This is a genomic window from Sporocytophaga myxococcoides (assembly GCF_000775915.1).
In the GTDB taxonomy this organism is placed as follows: domain Bacteria; phylum Bacteroidota; class Bacteroidia; order Cytophagales; family Cytophagaceae; genus Sporocytophaga; species Sporocytophaga myxococcoides_A.
This window is the reverse complement of sequence record NZ_BBLT01000001.1, coordinates 650,740-671,232: the sequence shown is the minus strand read 5'-3', so window position 1 is coordinate 671,232 and position 20,493 is coordinate 650,740. Positions and strand designations below refer to the sequence as shown.

Sequence of the window (20,493 nt, the reverse complement as noted above, 5' to 3'; positions counted from 1 at the left end):
AATTTTCTGATTTACTTAAAACAAAAAGCCCGAAAGTATAAACTTCCGGGCCTTATGCAATCATATTAAAACCTCAATCTATCTTTTTATAACCTTCAATATTTTATTCTTCCCGTCTTCAGTTATTATATTCAATAGGTACATTCCAGGTATCAGGTTAGAAAGATCTAATCTAACTGCTCCCATTGAATAAGTTTCCGCAGGAATTTCAAAAGCAACTTTACCCATTTCGTCAATCATTGAGAGCTTAACAGGCTGATCGATCTCCTCATTAAACTCTACATTGAGGATATCTGATGCAGGATTTGGAGAAAAACTCACATTTAAATTATTGCTTATTGCAGAAGAGGATGCAAACTGAGCAAATCTAACTGGAGGATTTTCACTAGTAGCTAAAATCTCAATACCATAAAGAGAAGGGTTGTTTGTAACTCTGATTAAATCAAAATTAAGAACTCCATCATTTACCTGAACCACATATGTCTTCTGGAATGGTAAATCTCCACCACCTTCTCCATAATAATCCATATTCTGAGCAACGACTACATCTTCCAATGCAATACTTGCCACTCTGTTTTTCAGATTAGCCACATTAGGCTTGAAATATAACTTCACTTTATAATTACCGTTTACAACTGGGAAATTATACTCTAGCGGTAATGTTGTACTGTATCTGTAGTACCCGAATAGGTCATTAGGAGCATCTGTATTATTAATTCCTGAATAAGTAGCAGATCCTGAAACAAGATTAGTAGTATTTGTTACTAAATCAAGGTACGCGCTTGGTGAATTTTTTGTATCAACAGACCAGTTAAAGACAGGATCTGTGATAACTGATCCACCTGCATTAACTCTGTAAATTATCTGATCTGCAACAACAGGTGCGCTTACAGTTATTGAGAATACCAGACTTGAAGAAGCTCCTTTGGAATCTGTGGCAACAATAGTCAGGTTGTAGGTTCCTGCATTGGAAACAAAAGGCGCTACTACAATTCCTCCTTTACCATTTAAGCTGTCTGTAAATGTTGCAAAAGCAGGTAAATTGCTAACAGAAAGAGTAATAACATCTCCATCCTGATCCACTGCCGAAACCGGAATAACAAGAGTATTTGGAGCTATTATGGACTGAGATCCAATTGATGCAATTACAGGGTTATGATTAACAGGTGCGCCAGCAGAATTAACAATAATTGTAATTACTTGAGATACTAAAGCTCCGTGAACGTCACTTGCAGTAACAGTCACATTATATAAACCTTCTGTATTTGAAGAAGGATTAACCAAAATACTTCCAGTCCCATTGGCATTATCTGTAAATACAGCAAACGAAGGTAAGTTACTTACAGATAAGGTAATCAAATCACCGTCTTCATCTGTTGCAGATACTCCGATTGTAAGGCTGTTTGGAATAGTAACAGTCTGAGGAGCTACTGCTGCCAATACCGGATTATGATTTACCGGAACATTTACAACTATTGAAAAATTCTGAGTTGCTGTTCCGCCATGACTATCAGTAGCTGTTAAAACCAAATTGTAGGTTCCGGCATGACTTGTTCCAGGATTTGCTACAATTGTTCCTGTTCCGTTAAGATTATCCGTAAAGTTGGCAAATGAAGGTAAACCGCTTACAGATAACGTAATTGCATCTCCATCCTGATCCATTGCTGAAACATTTACAGTCAGACTAGCAGGAACTGTAACAGATTGCATACCAATCGACGCAATAACAGGGTTGTGATTAACAGGAGTTCCTCCTCCTACTGATACTACCTCAATACCTGAAAGTGTAGGGTTATTGCTTACTCTTACCAGATCAAAATCAAGCACACCATCAGTGACATTCACCTGATAGGTCTTTTTGAATGGCAGATCCCCACCAGCTTCTGCATAGTAGTCTATATTAGGCCCCGCTGCAATTCCTTCTAACATAACTCTAGCAACTCTGTTTCCTGCCGCAGCCACTTTCGGAATAAAATAAAGAGTCACTTTATATGTTCCGTTTGTTACAGGGAAGTTGTACTGCAATGGTAAAGTTGTGCTATATCTATAGTATCCAAAAATATTATTAGGAGCACCTGTTGTATTGACTCCTGAATAAGTTGCTGAGCCTGAAACTAGGTTTGTTGAATTCTCAATTAAATCAAGATATGGACTTGGTAAATTTTTTGTATCAGTAGCCCAGTCAAGGACTGCATCCGTAATTACCGTACCTCCCGCATTAACTCTATAAACAATAATATCAGACTGAACAGGTGCCTGTACAGTAAGAGCTACGACTATATTTGACGATGCTCCTTTTGAATCAATAGCGGTTATAGTGACATTGTAATTTCCTGCATTTGAAACTAACGGATTAAATACCAGGCTTCCGGTTCCATTTCCATTGTCAGTAAATACTGCAAATGAAGGAAGGTCGGTAGCAGTCAATGTAATAACATCGCCATCCTGATCTGAAGATGAAATGCCGACAGAGAGTGTATTTGGAGCTGTTACTGTCTGAGCAGGAACTGATGTCAATACAGGGCTATGATTTACCGGAACACTTGGTGCATTTACAGTAATTGTAATTGTTTGGGAAGATGTTCCTCCTTTGCTATCTGTAGCAGTAAGGATCAATGAATATACCCCTTCTGTGCTCAAAACCGGATTTACTATTATACTACCTTTTCCATTAGTACTATCAGTAAATACTGCAAATGAAGGTAGATCACTAACAGAAAGTGTTATAGCGTCACCATCTGCATCAGTTGCAGATACTCCAATTGCAAGACTATTAGGGATAGTAACTGTCTGAGGTTCAATCAAAGCTATTACTGGATTATGGTTAACAGGCGCTGCATTTACGGTTATTGAAATTAACTGTGTAGCAGTACCGCCTTTGTTATCTATTGCGGTTAGAGAAACCTCATAAGCACCTTCATTGCCTGTTGCAGGATTTAAAACGATTGATCCTTTTCCATTAGTACTATCAGTAAACACTGCAAATGAAGGTAGATCACTAACAGAAAGTGTAATAGCGTCACCATCTGCATCAGTTGCAAATACTCCTATTGAAAGACTATTAGGAATAGTAACTGTCTGAAGTGCAACTGGAGCAATTACTGGATTATTGTTCACAGCAGCTGCATTTACTGTTATCAAAATTATCTGAGTAGCTGTGCCACCTTTGCTGTCCGTAGCGGTTAAAGTAATTTCATAAGCACCTTCACTACCTGCTGAAGGATTCAAGATGAGAGATCCAGTACCATTTAAGTTATCTGTAAAGGTTGCAAATGATGGAAGGTCGTTTACTGACAAGGCAATTGCATCTCCATCGGCATCCGTTGCAGAAAGACCTAAAATTAGAGTATTCGGTATTATAACAGCCTGAGGTGCTATTGGAGCAATTACTGGATTCTGATTTGGTGCAGGATTAACTGTAATTGATATCTCCTGAATGACTGCCCCCCCTTTATTATCGGCCGCAGTTAATGAAAATGTATAAACACCAGCATCATTTGTACCTGGGGTAACAGTCACACTTCCTGTTCCATTTCCATTATCAGTAAATGTAGCAAAAGACGGCAATCCAGTTACAGACAAGGTAAGAGGATCAGCATCCTGATCTGTTGCAGATACACCAAATGTCAGAACATTTGGAATCGTAACAGTCTGTGGATCTACTGTTGCTATTACAGGATTATGGTTTTCAGGAACAGTTGTACTAACATTTACGGTAAATGCTTTAGTTGCTATTCCGTTTTTATTATCATTTGCAGTAACTACAATTACATAATTACCAACATACTCAACTGAAGGATTAAATATGATATTTCCAGTTCCATTTTCGTTGTTAGTAAATGTAGCAAAAGCAGGAAGACCTGAAACAGACAGAGAAGCTATATCCCCATCTGCATCGGATGTATTTATTGATATATTAGCGCTATTCGAAATATTCAAGAACAAATCTGCAATAGGATCTATTACAGGATTATGATTTGGAGCAGGCTCTTCAACTTTAACAATTTCGACCCCACTAATTACTGAGTTACCAGTAACTCTTAAAATGTCAAGATCCAATATACCATCCGTAACATTTACGTACAGAGTTTTCATGATCGGATCATTTCCTCCTTCTGCATAAACGTCAAAGTTTGTTAACATCTGAGTACCTTCAAGCTTAACGTTCATCACTCTTTGTCCAACGCCAGTAACTCTCGCCCAGAAGTACAATTTCACTTTGTAATATCCACTGGAAACAGGGAAATTATATTGAAGCGGAACGTTATTCTGAACATATCTATACATCGAATAGATAGCATTTGGAGCATCCGTGTTGTTGACTGCATTAAATGTAAAAGTCTGAGTTAAGTTCTGAGTAGCAGGATCCAAGTATGGAGACGGAGCCTCCTTAGTATCAGCTGCCCAATCAAATGGAGGAGTACTTATTGCAGGACCTCCTGTATGTAATTTGTGAACAGTTGTCTCTATCACATTATTGATAACAGTCAGAACAAAAGATATGCTATCTTTTCCACCCTGACCGTCATTGGAAGTCAGAGAGATATTATAAGTTCCGGCATCACTTAATCCAGGATTTACAATAATTCTTCCGCTACCATTAAGATCATCAACGAATGTTGCAAATGCAGGGATTCCGTAACCTTTCAGTGTAATTTGATCTGGATCAACATCATTTGTCTTAATAGGAATAACCAATGTATTTGCTTCCTTCACAGTAGGGTTTACAATTGCAGTAAAGGTAGGAGGTGTATTTATAAATGGTTTTACCGGTGTCGTTGCAGATGCAATATTTGAAAATACAGAAGCCCCACCTTTATTAAATCCTTTTAACTTGTAATAATAAGTCGTCGTCTGATTTAAAGTTGAGTCTGTGTAAGAAGTAACATTTTTAGCTGAAACGAAGATCCTAGCATATGTGCCTTCTGGAGTAGCAGATCTATAAACTTCATACCCTAACTCATTATTGGATAGATCACTCCAGTTCAGATTAATCTTATTGTATGACACAGCTGAAGCTACTACATCATTAGCAATCACAGGTACAGCAGGTATATAATTTGTATCAATAGCCTCCAGTCTCTGAAGCAATGGAACTCTTACAGAAGAATTACCAATCTGTTCTGTTAATATTCTGGCATTGTACCAATCGATACCTTTATAGCTGTATTCAGCAGCTTCAACAGCTGTAGTTGCTTTAGCGTGCAGATTCGGAACAAATTCAGTATATGGTACTGGTGTATTCCAAACTCCTTTATAAATATATTTAACCGCTGTGTTTACAAAGAACTTAATATACTTATCTGTTTGTCCAACCAATGGATGAATCCCATCATAAGGAGTAAGAAGCCCTTGATTGTTAAGAGTAAGCTCATACATATCTATTCTCCCCTTTTTCTCTGCAAAATCGTAAAGTTCAGGAGAATACTTCTTGATTAAATCATCCATTAATATGTTAAAAGGTAGTGAACCCACTTCTTGGTTCAGACCACCATTAACTTTAGGTTCAGTCTTATAATCACGGTAAGAAATTCTTGAGAAGAATGGAAGTTTACCAGCATTTATAATGGACTCAGCAATTTTATTGAACTGGCCGACAAATTGGTTCTTTGTATAGGTACTATAAAAATCCGAATATTGGAATGGCCTCTTAGGCGTAACGTTATTACCTCCCTGATGGATAAATACATATGATGCATGAGGGTGTCTTGCAAGAATTGCATCAATAGTAGATGCTAATCCTCCTACGTTCTGACCACTTACTGAAATATTGAAAATGACAGGCTCATACCCCTGACCTGGGAAAGCTGCTTCAATTTCTTTTTTAACTTCATTATGGCTTCCCCATGCTTCTTCTATAGATGCACCGCAGATAAGGAAATAATTATCTCTTCCTGTTTGAGAGAATTGATAAAGACCAAATTCTTTCAATCTCACATTTCCAGTGAAATTGTTTTTGAAAGATAGTCTGATCCACTTTCCGCCATAAGCCTGAGGAATATCAAACTTCTGAAGGTCATTTTCATATGAAGATACATAAGGACTTGTAACTGCTGTCCAGTTTCCATCAACACCGTTTGTTGAATTGTCAGAAGTGAAAGCTGTTACAGGAACTGACTCAATGTTATTTTCAATATTAAACACAAACATACCATCGTTTGATAAAGCTGGAAGTTTAACAGAAACTGTTCTGGTAGCTCCTGGGGCAACGGTAAGGCTTGTTAGATAATCTTGTTTATTTTTAAGGGCAGTGATGAAGTTAGCATCGCCACCGTTATCTGCAGCTTCATCAGCTGCTATTCTCCAGCTGCCAGCATTTGGAGCATATGGAGCCTGAGGCACAAGTACTGTAAGAACAGCTGAATATTCTGATATACCATCATGAGCATTAAAAGACTTCCATCTGTAGTAATAAGTTGCTCCCTCCACTCCCTTATCAGTATACGTAGTTGTATTAGCAGGTAATGTAGCAAGTACAACATATCCTGAATTTATATCTGAACTTCTCTCAAGAATAAACCCATCCTCATTCGTCGCATTATCAGTCCATGAGAGGTTGATTTTCAATGCCGATTTAACGTCTGACGATAAGTTTGTTGGAACCTGAGGTATGTTTTTCGCTGTTACTGCATTAACAATTGAAGTATATCCTGAATAGCCACCATCATTTTTCGCTCTTACACGATAATAAAAAGAAGTATTTGAATATGCATCTGTATTAGTGTATGTTAAGGTATTTGCCGATACACTATCAATTGCTGTAAAGTTATTTGAATTAAACTCAGATCTTTCAATAACAAAATAATCTTCGTTATTGGAATCTGTCCAGGTCAATTTAACCTGAGAATAAGATAACACTTCAGCAGCCAGAGCCCCTGGAGCGCTAGGTGCTACTGGCTTTGCAGTTGTAGTTGCATTTACAATTGTAGGATAAGCAGTTTCACCTGTTGGTGTAATTGATTTTACCTTATAATAATATTTTGTTGATGCATTTAATCCAAAATCAGTATAAGTTAATGCATTTCCTGTATAAATAAGTGTATTGGTTGTTCCTCCAGAATTAGTTCTATATAATTCAAAGTTTACATTTGGAGCTGAGTTAGTCCATGTAACTTTAATCTTAGAAGAACTCACTGCTGCTGCTGATAATGAGCTGATAGCTGCCGGAGGTGTAGAAGAAGTAGCACCTGTTCCCGTGAATAGGACCGAACTAGGAATTATCATTTTTGATACTCCAGGACCTGAATAACTAACATCACATTGTTCACCACCACCGATTTCAAAAAAATCTACTCTAATAGCATGTTTACCAACCGGTAAATTTACAGTACCAGATCTTTCCTGCGGAGCATGGGCACCGTCATTATTAACAATCAGATTATTATTAATATAAAGTTTACTACCGTCATCAGAATTAGTATAGAAAGTATAAGTACCGGCAGTAGTTATATTGATATAGCCTGTAAATCTAAATCCGAAATAATCAGATTTTATCTTAGGAGATAAGGAGAAAGTGGATATAGAACCTGTTTTAACCGGAGTTAGCGTGCTGAAATCAGGAAGCATGCTCCAGTTACCTTCATAGTAAGAATAATCCAACCCTGGCATGTTGGTAGAGAAGGAAACCTGATTGGATGGATTTGAAAGTAATCCAGCATTATCAAGTGCCCTTACCGTAATAGCATAATAAGTATCCCTGTTAAGATTGGTTACGGTGAAAGGAGAAGCATTTGCCTCTGCAACTACTGTATTATTTGCATAAATAAGATATTTACTCAATCCATAGTTATCAGTACTTCCTGTCCAGGACAAACTTACACTTGTACTGGTTTTTGCAGTAATGGTTAAATTAAGAGGAGTAGTCGGAATAATATTATCAGGAGAAGTTTTTGCATATTTCTCTAAAGAATATGAAGACCCTCCATTATTATTTATCGCTCTTATTTTATAATAATATGTTTTATTCTGAATTAGTTGATCATCTTCATAAGTAACAGTATTTGAGGCTACTAATTTTCTGAATACGTATGGTCCTCCTGGTGCTGTTGCATGATAAATCTCAAATCCACTTTCATCATTTGATTTATCTTCCCAGAAAAGTTTTATCTTTCTAGTAGAAATTCCAACAGCAGTAAGGTTTTCAGGAGCAGCAGGTCTATTAGGCTGATTTCCGACTGTCACTATTACCGGTGCAGAAGGAACGCTTTGACAGCCATTTGGAGAAGTAACTCTAACAGTATAAGTACCAGCCGTTGAAGTAGTAAGGTTTTGTGTAGTAGCTCCTGTGGACCATAAATAAGAATAACCTGATGGAGCATTTAAAGTAACGGATGTTTTACCGTCTAGTGAAGGAAGAGCAGTACTGCTTAATTGGATTATAGTTACTGGCGAAGTAGGTGCCTTAAAAATAATATTTACTGGTTCTGACCAGTCGGTCCATACACTTGCCCCACTGAAATAATATTGCTTCTTTTTAAATCTAACACTATATGCACCTGGTTCTGTAGCTGTATATGTATGAGAGTTTGAATTAGCAATGACCATCCCATCCTTTCTCCACTCATATTCCTCATAACCCGGTGAAATACCTAATAATCTGCTGTCATTTGCATTTTGGCAAATACCTAGATCACCATTGTTCCAGACTTTAATTTTAAGTTTGCTCTGTGAAAACATCCACTTTAACCAAACAGGACTATTATATAAAGTTGTCCATGCATCATGCCCTACATTGGGTACATAAGTATAAATAGGATTACCTGCGACATTACTAACTGCAGGCCATACTTGTTTATTTAATGCAGCATCATAAGTAAGAATCGGAGAAGCTCCATATTTCCTTAACGAATCCATCATTTTAATCGAATTCTCAGGACGCGGATTTGTATCGGTCTGACCTTGAACAGTCCAGATCGGATTATAAATGATGTTTTGAGCTAAATACAGGTTTCCTGTTGCACTATGAGGTGATGTTGCGGCAAACAAGCCAGGAAATCTAAATAACATTTCCCACACACCTTGACCACCACCTGATAAGCCGTGGATGTAAACTCTATTTAAATCTACAGGATAAGTCCTGAATAGATAATCCAAAAGTTCAATCAAAACAGCCATTGGTCTTTCAGGATTCACGGTGTAATCACCACTACCATCTGAAGAAGACCAACCTCCTCCAAACGTTTGCGGGTGAACATAAAAAGCCGGATACTTCCCTACAGAATCCAGCTCCATTTTTCCACCCCAACCAAGTTGGCAAATATTTATTCCTCTTTGGGTACTACAATCCGTGCCCATCCCCTCCCCTTTACCATGAAGCATTATCACCAAAGGATAACGGGTTCCCTGATCTAAGGGGTTATAAGTCTGCGGCTTCAATAACCTGTATGGCATTGTATAGTTCTCTACTGCAGCTGACCCTTTAAAAAAGAGAGAATCAAACGCTTTTGTATTCCAACTCCAGGAAATAGCACTGTATTGAGCTTTGGAATGGATAATACCTATCCCCAACAAAAAGAGGATTAAGAATAAAAATTTTTTCATAAAGTTTTGTAAACGTTTAGTGAAAATTGTTTTTTTCAAACTAGAATTTTAAAATGTGTGAATCTAAAAATTTATAATAAGTCCCGATAAGACAAAAGTAAGATCTATCTCCACTTCAATATCTCCTCTTTTTAATACAAAAATTACATAACCATTATTATTCGTCGAAAAATAAGACAAATAGTACTAATCCTTGAAAAAAAATAATCCAACGTAGAAAATTCAACTATCTAAGACATTAACATGATTCTTATCCTAATATTTCTACCTTTTATACAAATTATAATTTAAAATCAATTAAATATCAACAACTTAACTAGGACAAAGCAAAAAAAACAAAACAAAACAAATAGACGAATACAGTATTATGTCAGACAAAAACAACCTTAAACCCAACAAAATAAACTAAAATATCAGAAATGGACATTATTTTACTATCTACTTGTTATACCGACCAAAAGTTACAAATCGTCGATAAATTATAAAACTAGTTTTTTTACAATCTGTAGAAATATTCCACAGTAATGCTTTTTTAGAAAAATTACTAAAATATTACACTACTTAATATAGGTAGTCACATGAATGGGGGAAATGAAATATTGTATTATATAAGGAATATGAAGTTTCATCTTTGAAAAATGAAACTTTTATAAGTAAGATATTTCTGCAAAAAATGGGGCTTTTTACTGATGTTGCTCCAGCATTTCCTTATAGCCTGGAATATTTTCAATTTTCATTGCCAGCAATTCTTCCAGAGAGGCTTTGGCTATTGCCAGGTGAGTTCTTTGAGTTAATAAATCTTCCAATTTCTTATTATAAATCTCATCGAATTGGTTAAACTCATTTAATGTGGCTTTTCCTCCTTTGTACTTTTCTTTAACTATTTTATTCATTAAAGCCGCATCTTCATAACTTGCTGTTCTTAATTTAAGAAGATCAAGGGCAAGTACATAAGTATAATATCTTTTCAAGACTTCATTCCTGATATATAACCTCTGAGTATTTAGTCTGGTTTCAGCAATTACAACATCTTTCTTAGCTTGTTTGGATGTATTAGGCAGCAGTAATAAATCGCCTATGGCTAAACTGACTCCCAAACCAAAAATTGGTTTTTGGCTCATACTGCCATCTTCCATAACTTTATTATTAAAATTGTAGGTAAGTCTCAGATTTCTGGTAAAGCGCATTTGCTCCGGAAATACCTCTTTTCTGCTCTTTTCCAAAAGCAACCGAAACTCTTCATTTTCAGGATAATTCTTCCAGGCAATATCTATTAATTGCTCTTCAAATAGTGAATCCTGAGCAGAGACTTCTCTGTTATAATTAATCGTCTGGCCAAAAGAAACATTTGAGATTACAAACAAAATCAAGAAAAATATTCTCTTCATAATTCAATGATATCTTATAAAATTAAACAATTTCCATCTAAAAACTAAAAATTATCCTACTTTTAATGCTCCGTCAAATTCTTTTAATTTAACTAAAAGGGCAATAAGAACATAGAATATAACAATAGTTGGATATATTGTTATTGCCTGTTGAGGAAAGTTCGCAACGACAAGACTATAAACAACCGTTAAAATCATCCCAAGATACGCTTTTATTTTTGGATCTTTAACACTATAATAATTTTTAATCCCCACCCTTAATATTGTAAAAAACACACATAGGTTTATGATTAAGCCTATCCATCCCATTTCCACGGCCACCCTCATATATCCACTATCCGGTTTAAATTCTGAAAGCGGAGAATTAGGTGAAAAACGTTGTCCCCAGATCCCAACACTTCCTAAGCCTCCACCAAGAGGATGAGTCTGAATATAAGGTTGGATATTTTTTTGGTTTACAGCTCTGACATTGTAAGACGGATCCTCATCAAATTGAAAGGTAGATCGTATCCTTGTAAGACTGTTTGACCCCAATGGTCCTAAGCTCTTGATAGGGCTGACAATTATCAGAGTTCCAAGAAAAAATACTATTCCTGAAATTATTAATATATTTCTTTTGAATGTAAGCAATGTAAAAAACATAAAACCTACAGGTACGAGCGCATAGGCTGTTCTAGTCCCGGAATAGATCATAGAAACAAGCATAGTACTTCCTGCTACAGTCAATAAAATCTTTTTAAAATCGGAAAAAGGCCCTGCCAACAATGCAAAACAAGCTAGCCCCGAAAATCCCATTACGATTCCAAATGTAGTTGGATCATTAAGGAAAGAAAATTTTCTGAAACGGCCCCAGTTGTAATATAAGTTATATCTCAATTCATCGGCCATAATCCAATCCAACTCAAATTGCATCAAACCATGTACTTCCTGAAATATCCCGTAAGCTCCTGCAAGAAACGATAAAAACAACCAGATCTTAAAAAACAAACTAATCTGATCCACTGTTTTAAAAGAATAAAGAGCTATAAAGAATAATACCATTATACCAGCCATACTTCTGATTGTATAAAACCAGGCCAGACGTGAGGCTGCTCCTGGATTGAGTACTTGTATCAGGTTATAGAAGATCCAGATAAGAATTACATAGCTGATAGGATTTTTTGCAAAACTCCAGTCCCGTTCCCTTGTTTGCTTGATAAAAAGTCCGAAAAACATCAAAAAAATCAACGCATCCATTGTTAAACCTAATGGAGCATCGACAAATCTAAGTACTGTTAATATGAAAAATGAAAGTATTAATACTATAAAAACTCCGATTTCAAGTCGAAAAAGACATGTAAAAATAACAGGCACTCCTATTATCAGACACAACATAATCGTACCTGGCAAAAGGCCGCCTTTACTCACTACAAAAGCAAAAGACAGAGCTATAAATATCAGGAAAGTATATCCTGGTATATTATTAAATTTTTCAATAATGGCTTTTTTCGTTAACCATTCTTTTGCTTCACCCAACTTTTCTTTTAATAGTCCTTCCATCATCAAAAGAATAGTATTTTAATAAAGAAAAATACGCATGTAGCAAGGCAGAAAAGAATCATAAATTTCTCTAAAGCCTTATTAAAAGCTTCACTTTCTCTCTCCTCCTTTTTTTTCATTGTAATCTTCTTTATCTGATTATTTACTTTCTATATAGGGATTAACGATTTCCCAGAAACTTTTTACTCTTGCAGACCAAGTATTTTTTTCTGCGAATTGAATTCTGAGCTTTCTATTGTCCTCATTGTCGTTTTTGATAGCTTCTTCAATCTTATTGAGAAAATCCTCATGTGAGTCCGCAAGATAAGCTGCATCCCTGAAATCATTAATATCATCGGAAAATCTGGAAGAAACCACAGGTGTTCCTGTTGCCAGATATTCATTCACTTTAAGAGGATAAATACTTTTTGTCAGCTCGTTACAAACGAATGGAATGATTGCACAATTGATATTTTGAAGGTACCTAGGTAATTCCTCCAGCTTTTTTCCTCCTGTAATGACAACATTAGGATATTTATCCAGGCCAAAATCCTTGTAGGTTTCATACTTGCTTGGCCCTACTAGTAACAGAATTTTATCTTTATGGAATTCAGCGATTTTTTTTAGCAGAGGGTAATCTACTCTTAGCCTGTCAAGGTTACCTACATAACCAATAACCTTTTTTTCATTCCCTTCCAACTCATTGGGCTGATCCAGCTTTGTGTAAGCAGCCGTTTTGAATAATTCCACATCAGCTGCATTTGGCAGATAATGTACCTCTGAAGAATAAGCTTTCATTAGCTTTGTCAGCTGCTGAGAAGTAGCTAGTGTAAGGTCTGCCGAAGCAACGGCATTCCTTTCTAATCTTGGCCCATGTTTGGAAGTGTAGCCGCTCTGAGCAATATCATCCACCGTTTGGTAAATTTTTAGCAACGGTCTAATCTTTTCAGGAAGCTGTCTGGCATAAAACGGATTAAAGGAATTTATGAAGATATATTTCTTTACATCATAATCCTTAATTATTCTGGATATGGTCATGAAAATCAATTTGTCATTGGCAGATGACAAGGCATTATAAAAATATCCTGAAGGAAGAAAATTATTTGGTATTGTTAATGGAGGTGTAACTGCTATAAAATTATCAGATAATCCTTTAACTTTCTTATATATGTTTTTACCAAAAATTAAAGCCGATTTTCTTGTCTGTATTTTCGGACTTTTATTTTGTGTGATAAAATCTTTTATAGTAAACGGATTGTCAATATAAAACACCCGGTTGTTTTTCGAAAACTCTTTAGCCAGCGAATATGAAGTTGATGAATAATTACCATCCCATCTTGGCAGGGCAAAAAAGATAAAGTCTAAATCACGATTCATAAATCAATTTTTTATATTAATCTGTAAACCTCCAAGCTTCATCTTTGTAACAGCGATGTTAAAAAGATCTATATAAAAGTTTCTGGCATATATGAATGTATTGACCGTCCTGATATCCATTAACCTTTTTAGTATAATTTGATTCAAGGTAAAAACTATTGCATATGTAGTTAGAGTTCCATAAACTGCTCCTATGAGACCAAATCTGGAAATATACAGGTAGTTAAACAATGCTGTTAAACATGCTCCAAAGATTACGAAATAGAAATTTACTTTTGGCTTACCTATTGAATCAAGCACCGTACCAAATTGACGGGCGTAAGGCACAAAAAAACTATATATGATCGTCACCTGTAAAATCGGCACGGTATCCAGATAGTTATCTCCGGCTATAACCTGAATGATAAACTTAGGAAAAACAAGAACAAATATCATAGCGGGTAGCATGATGGCAATTAGAATTCCCACAGACTTTTCATATAAGTATTTTACAGCTGCGGGTCCTTCAGATTGCATTCTTTTAGCACTTTGTGGAAATACTATTGTTGCTACAGATAAGGTAGGAGCTTCAATAAGTGTAGAAATCCTCAAAGCAGCCGTATATGTTGCAACAGAGGCAGTTGATATCATAGAACCCAGCATTGCCTGATCTATGTTTTTATTTACCATCGCACTTACATTAGTACCAAAGGTATATTTACCGTAATGAAAAATCTTATTAAACCATTCTTTGCTTAAAGAGGCGGAAAACTGAAGTGCTTTCCTTACAGCCAGATAACTCACTAAAGATCCGATCAGGGCTGCAATTGTCTGAATGTTAACCAGAGTAACAAGACTATATTTATAATCTACAAGATAACTTATTAAAATAAAAAGGAATATCGTACCATATCTTGCAATAGTTGCTATAAAAACGCCCTTAAAATCACCTCTTGCATGTTGTATAAACTCAAATTGGGTTGAGGGTATCAAAGCAAAGGAGGTAAGCAGGGAATAATATAACATTAAATCAAGGTTGGGCGCTTTCCATATGTCTGTCAAATAGGATGCGATAGCCACTATAATCACTGACGTAGCCAGAGTAAATACAACATTCATTACAAGAGAAGCCGTATTAATGAAAGGATGTTCTTCTTCAGGCTCAGAGGCCAGAAACTTTACCTGAGAGTTTCTGATCAAACCGGCTCTCGCCGTCTCGATCAGATAAAATATTGTTGTAAACAGCGCATAGATTCCGAACTCAGTTTTTGAATATGTCCTGACAAGAAAGTAGAACCCGCCAAAGTTAAAAAATATAATTGCAAACTTTTGAAGGGTCGTATATATCCCCGACTGAATCCAGTATGAATTTTTAGAAAATTTCATTCTTCTTCCGCATATTAAAAATACATAAAATGATCTGAACCTTATCCCCTATAATAATGGCTATCTGGGAGATCTACTTAATTAAATATATAAACCTCTCATGATTACAATATAATATGATCCGATTCAACCCTATTAAGCACAAAACCTGCAAACTTTTCATTAAGGCCACTCAAGAATTCGAATGACCTTCTGTCTACATTTTTAATTTCAGAATCTGCTGAAATAACACCGATTACCTTATCAGTATAAATTGCAAACTCATATGCGTCAGAATATTCGTTTAGATCAGATGCTTCGAGAAGTACAAAATCATACTTCTCTTTAGCCATATTCAAAAATTCAGCAAAGTTTCTCCCTCCAAAAAACTCCGAAGGAGATGATAAGGTATTTTTTGATGCTATTAAATCAACTCCATTTATATCAGTTTTAGTAATAAGGTTAAAGCCGCATTTGGCAAGATCTTTATTACTATTGGTATCATCAAGATTTAAGTATTGTTCGATATTAATTTTAGTCGAAAGTGCCTTGGTAATATTATTTCCTTTCAGGTTACTATCGATAATCAGAATTTTCTTGTTGTTAAGACTTAAAGTATTTGCCAGTGCAAGTAAGGTAAATGATTTTCCCTGCCCCTTTTGTGTGCTGACAAAGAGGAAAACTTTTGCCTTTGATTGCTCCATCTGAAAGCGCACTTTTCTTAATTGATTTCTGAATCCAATATTGGAGTTACTGGCATCTATGGCTGTTAAAAGATTTCCTTTTTTGGTATTAATCTTTTGAAGACTACCTAAAAGAAAAAAGTTGGTAAGGTTTACAAAATTTGAAGGAGTCTTGACACTCACATCCAGATACTCAAGCACAAAAACAAAAACAATACAGAATGTAAAACTGATAACACCTGCAAGGATCGTCAGCAGTGACTTATTGGTAGGTTGAGGAGCATTAGCCGGAAGCCCAAGCTCAGACTGACGAATATTGCCTGCGTTTGAGGAAGTATTTTTAGCAGCATTAAATTTATCAAGGATGCGCAGATATTCTTCTTTCGCAACTGACACTGCCAATTCAAGTCGGGATATTGCTGTTTCTTTAGTGGCAAAATTTGAAAGATTCCCCCTCAGGCTTATAATCGAGCTTTCAATTGAACTTAAATTTTCTGTGGCAATTTCCAACTCAATTTCAGTATTGATCTTTTTCTCCATCAAATCTATTCCTGCATTGCTGATGCTTCCTCCTGTATTCTCATTAAGTGATCTTGAGATCTGATTTTCCAACTGATTTCTCAAATAATTAAGAGAGTCTCTAAGTACCTTGTTTGTCTGCCCGGATACTACATATCTATTATTGAGATCAGAAATTTTCCCTTTCAGATCATATATTTTTGAGTTGGAACTACCGCTTGACACTTCAGAGTCATCTATCCCCCCTTTATTCAGTTCTTTTTTAATAAGAGTCAGAGCCCTCTTCAAGGCTTGAATTTTTTTATATTCTTCATCCTTGCTTAACTCTAGTCTGGCCACCTGATCCAGCTTAGACTGAGTTTCCAGGCCATAGTTTGTAACAGCATGCATTTCTTTAAATTTATTCAAAGAATCAATTTTGCTATCCAACTCTGCCTTTTTTTCTACTAAAATTTTTGAATAATAATTTAATGATGATTCACTTTTCTGATTCTTAATAAATCCATAATATCGTGAAACTTCGTCACATAAGACGTTAACTGCATAAGCCGATAATTTAGGATTTGTGGAAGAAAATTTCACTTCAATGAAATCACTGTTAGGAACCCTGGTAACAGTAAAGTTATCCATAAGGGTCTGATATTCGTACCCTAGTGTTTTCAATACTTGAATTGCATTCAGCTCGCGGTCATCATTACCATAAATGATATCAAGGGAATCATATTTACCTTTGTATACCTTAACAATATCAGTTAATTCTTCACTTGTAAATTCATCCTTTACTTTATAAACTTTTCCGAATGGCTGATCAGAACGAAGATCATTCAATACAAGTCTGTAAGAAACAAGACTCATACAATGGGGGGAGTTGATTATTTCTGTAAGATTGTTAAACTTATTGGCAATAGTAATCGCATTTTCATTCTTTTCATCATTTCTTTCCGTAAACCCGGTGGCCAACTGAGCAGATGAAACATAAATTTTAGGAGCTCTTGAAACAAGTAAAAATGTCGCCATTGAACTCAAAATGGTAATACCTAAAATAAGCCACTTTCTTTTCAATAAAACCTTTAGAAAAAGTTTAAAATCCATGCTAAATCCAATTTTATTATTTTCGCCTAGGACAAATTTAACGAATTATATTCATTAAACTTATGATGTTCTTTACTAATATTTACTTAAATTAAGCCTAAATTTAGAACTTTAATTAAATTAACATGAATATTTTTGAAATACTATTCTGGCTAGGAATTTTTACAATTTTTTATTCATATATAGGGTATGGCATTTTATTATTCGCAATAGTTAAAATCAAACGAATTTTTAATCCAGCTCCCCCCATTTCTGATCATGATTTTGAACCTGAAGTTTCCTTTATAGTTCCTTCATATAATGAGGCTGGTATAATTGAAGACAAAATCAGAAATTGTCTTTCTTTTGATTACCCTACAGAAAAATTAAACGTAATTTTTATTACAGACGGCTCTAATGATGGCACTCCGGAAATTGCTTCCAGATACAAAGGAGTAACAGTACTTCATGAAGCCAAAAGAGGTGGTAAATCTGCAGCAGAAAACCGCTCGATGAAATTTGTAAATACACCTATTGTCATCTTCTCTGATGCTAACACCATATTACCTGCCAATGCTATAAGAGAAATCGTAAAGCACTATGCTGATCCAGCTGTGGGAGCTGTGTCAGGTGAAAAAAGAATTTTAAAGAAAGAAAAAGATTCTGCATCTGGTGCAGGTGAAGGTATTTACTGGAAATATGAGTCATTCTTAAAACGTTTGGATTCAGAATTACTAACAATTGTAGGGGCAGCAGGGGAATTATTCTCATTTAGAAAAGAATTATTTTCAGACCTGGAAGAGGACACTATCCTAGATGATTTTATGGTATCTATGAGAATTGCATCTCAGGGATATCGTGTAATTTATGAACCTAAAGCTTATGCTATGGAAACTGCTTCTGAAAGTGTAACAGAAGAACTTAAACGTAAAATAAGAATCAGTGCAGGCGCATGGCAATCAATGGTACGTCTTAGCCATGTCTTAAATCCATTGAAACATTTTACCCTTACCTTTCAGTATATTTCTCACAGGGTTTTAAGATGGACACTTGCGCCTCTATTTCTTCTGATACTTATTCCCCTTAATTTTCTGCTGATCGATAAATCTCCTTTTTATGAAATTATACTTGCAGGGCAATTATTCTTTTATGCAATGGCTCTTCTAGGATGGTATTTAGAAAATAAACAAATCAGAATTAAGGCATTATTTGTTCCTTATTACTTCTTTATCATGAATTATGCGGTGTATCTGGGTCTCTTCAGATACCTGAAAGGAAAACAATCGGCAGTGTGGGAAAAAGCAAAAAGAGCTAACTGAAAAAATTTTCATCAGTCACTAGACAAATAAAAAGGGCTTTCAATATAAATGAAAGCCCTTTTTATTTAATATTTAATATTTAATTCTTCCATCTGCTTATAATCCTTTTCAATAAGACAGAATATATTTATATAGTACTGCGATTCTTTTCTCTACAAGCCACCTTAGCTTCTATCTATTTCTTTAATCTCATACATAAGTTTGGCTCAAGATGTCTCCAGCCTTTTCTCTTTAATTTATTTTACTCCTGACTCTACTTCTTCTTCAGCATTAATAATGATATTACCTGAATGAGGAGTATGAATAAATTTTTTATTAGCGCCTTTCAACTTAAACAATGTCAGAAACATCAAAATTAAAACCTTTGGTAGTTCCAATGCAGCATTAAGAGTTTGTTTGTTATAATACTTATTTGGGATAGATAAAAACACACTGCTACATTTCAACACGGCAATACCAACCCAAAAATATACTCCTGGAAACAAATCAAAATCCAACGCACCTTTTAAAAAAACTGAAAGAAAGGCCATTAAGGAGACAAACCCAAGTAATAACATTCTTGGTAATAAAAATTGTTGAAATGCTTTATCAAAAAAATCATAATTACCCTTAGTCACCAGATGATAAAAGCCTGATAAAAAATATTTTCTAAAATAATGAAGCTGAGCTGATATCCATCTCCTTCTTTGATTTTTAAAGACCTCTGAATTCTCTACCTTTTCATCGTAAACATATGCATCTTCTACATATTCAATTTTTAATCTATCTCTCAGTATTTTTAATTCAGACTCTTTATCAAAACCACCAATAGCGTTATTGGTCTTCATTAAAGATTTGTAATACCTGTAGTCAAATGCCATTCCTGACCCTATTAATCCTGATGAGAACCCCAATACTCTATGTCCTTTCCGGTAAACATGATTATTAATCTCTTCACTGATTGCATCCAGGATAGCAAATTTAGTATTAAGATTTTTCGCCACTCTATGCCCTTGTATGGCCTTTACTCCTGTATAAACAAGTCTTGAATTTAACTTATCAATGAAATCAGGAGCCATTACGTTATCAGCATCAAGAATCAAAACGTAGTCATATATTTCCGGAAGGAAATTAAATGCTTCATTAATAGATTTCGCTTTAGTACTTAGATCAAAACTAACCTCCACCAATTTCACTGGCATAGCTTTCAATAATTCAATACTTGAAGGCTTTAAAGAATCTGCAATAACTACTACATCGAAATATTCAGCCGGGTAGGCCTGTTTTAAGGCCTCCTTTGCAGTATTCAAAATCACTTCATCTTCTTTATAAGATGGTATAAACACGGCAAATTTCCTATAGCTTGTGGAATATGGGGTAGTTTTCGTTTTACCCAACCGTCCTGCAAATGCAAAAACAAAAGCATAGAAAACCGAAATCGATACGTAAATAAATATTAATCCCAGAAAAGCATTGAAAAGTACCATCAATTGAATGATCTCATGAAAAGATTTGCTTATCAAATATAAGAAAAATCAGCTAAACCTTAAATAAATGCACTTTTATTATTTTTATGATTAAATATCATCAAGACCACCAATCACTTATTAAATTCAGTTAATCTAAAATCAGATTAAAATTAATCAATGCTTAAATCTAATCAGTGATATTAGAATAATCCATTTTGGTCTCCAATTATTCAACATTCAATTCAATTCTATTAATTTTCCCCCAGTAACCTTTTAATCAACAACT

General features: G+C 35.2%; 8 protein-coding genes. 1 reads left to right on the top strand and 7 read right to left on the bottom strand.

Translation table 11 applies throughout. The features are described from left to right. Positions 1 to 78: 78 nt before the first annotated feature. The 6 genes from MYP_RS02665 to MYP_RS02640 form a co-directional block, all read right to left on the bottom strand. Positions 79 to 9,540, bottom strand: a complete 9,462-nt coding sequence (locus MYP_RS02665) for an Ig-like domain-containing protein (protein ID WP_045458036.1) — start codon at positions 9,538 to 9,540, stop codon at positions 79 to 81. A gap of 683 nt (positions 9,541 to 10,223) precedes the next feature. Further along, complete coding sequence (locus tag MYP_RS02660; RefSeq protein ID WP_045458033.1) at positions 10,224 to 10,928, bottom strand: TolC family protein; 705 nt, start codon at positions 10,926 to 10,928, stop codon at positions 10,224 to 10,226. A 51-nt stretch (positions 10,929 to 10,979) separates the two neighbouring features. Further along, a complete protein-coding gene (locus MYP_RS02655) occupies positions 10,980 to 12,470 on the bottom strand; it encodes an O-antigen ligase family protein (RefSeq protein ID WP_052429909.1) in 1,491 nt (496 codons plus the stop codon). Between the two features lie 135 nt (positions 12,471 to 12,605). Continuing rightward, a complete protein-coding gene (locus MYP_RS02650; RefSeq protein WP_045458031.1) occupies positions 12,606 to 13,823 on the bottom strand; it encodes a glycosyltransferase in 1,218 nt (405 codons plus the stop codon). A gap of 3 nt (positions 13,824 to 13,826) precedes the next feature. Further along, the gene (locus tag MYP_RS02645; RefSeq protein ID WP_045458028.1) at positions 13,827 to 15,188 is read right to left on the bottom strand and encodes a flippase; all 1,362 of its coding nucleotides are present in this window, start codon (positions 15,186 to 15,188) and stop codon (positions 13,827 to 13,829) included. A gap of 104 nt (positions 15,189 to 15,292) precedes the next feature. Then, complete coding sequence (locus tag MYP_RS02640; protein WP_045458025.1) at positions 15,293 to 17,461, bottom strand: exopolysaccharide transport family protein; 2,169 nt, start codon at positions 17,459 to 17,461, stop codon at positions 15,293 to 15,295. A 125-nt stretch (positions 17,462 to 17,586) separates the two neighbouring features. Here MYP_RS02640 and MYP_RS02635 point away from each other — a divergent pair, with 125 nt between their 5' ends. Then, positions 17,587 to 18,759, top strand: coding sequence for a glycosyltransferase family 2 protein (locus tag MYP_RS02635; protein WP_045458022.1), 1,173 nt, complete (start codon positions 17,587 to 17,589; stop codon positions 18,757 to 18,759). Between the two features lie 236 nt (positions 18,760 to 18,995). Here MYP_RS02635 and MYP_RS02630 read toward each other — a convergent pair whose 3' ends face one another. Beyond that, positions 18,996 to 20,261, bottom strand: a complete 1,266-nt coding sequence (locus MYP_RS02630; protein ID WP_156140263.1) for a glycosyltransferase — start codon at positions 20,259 to 20,261, stop codon at positions 18,996 to 18,998. Between the last annotated feature and the right edge of the window lie 232 nt (positions 20,262 to 20,493).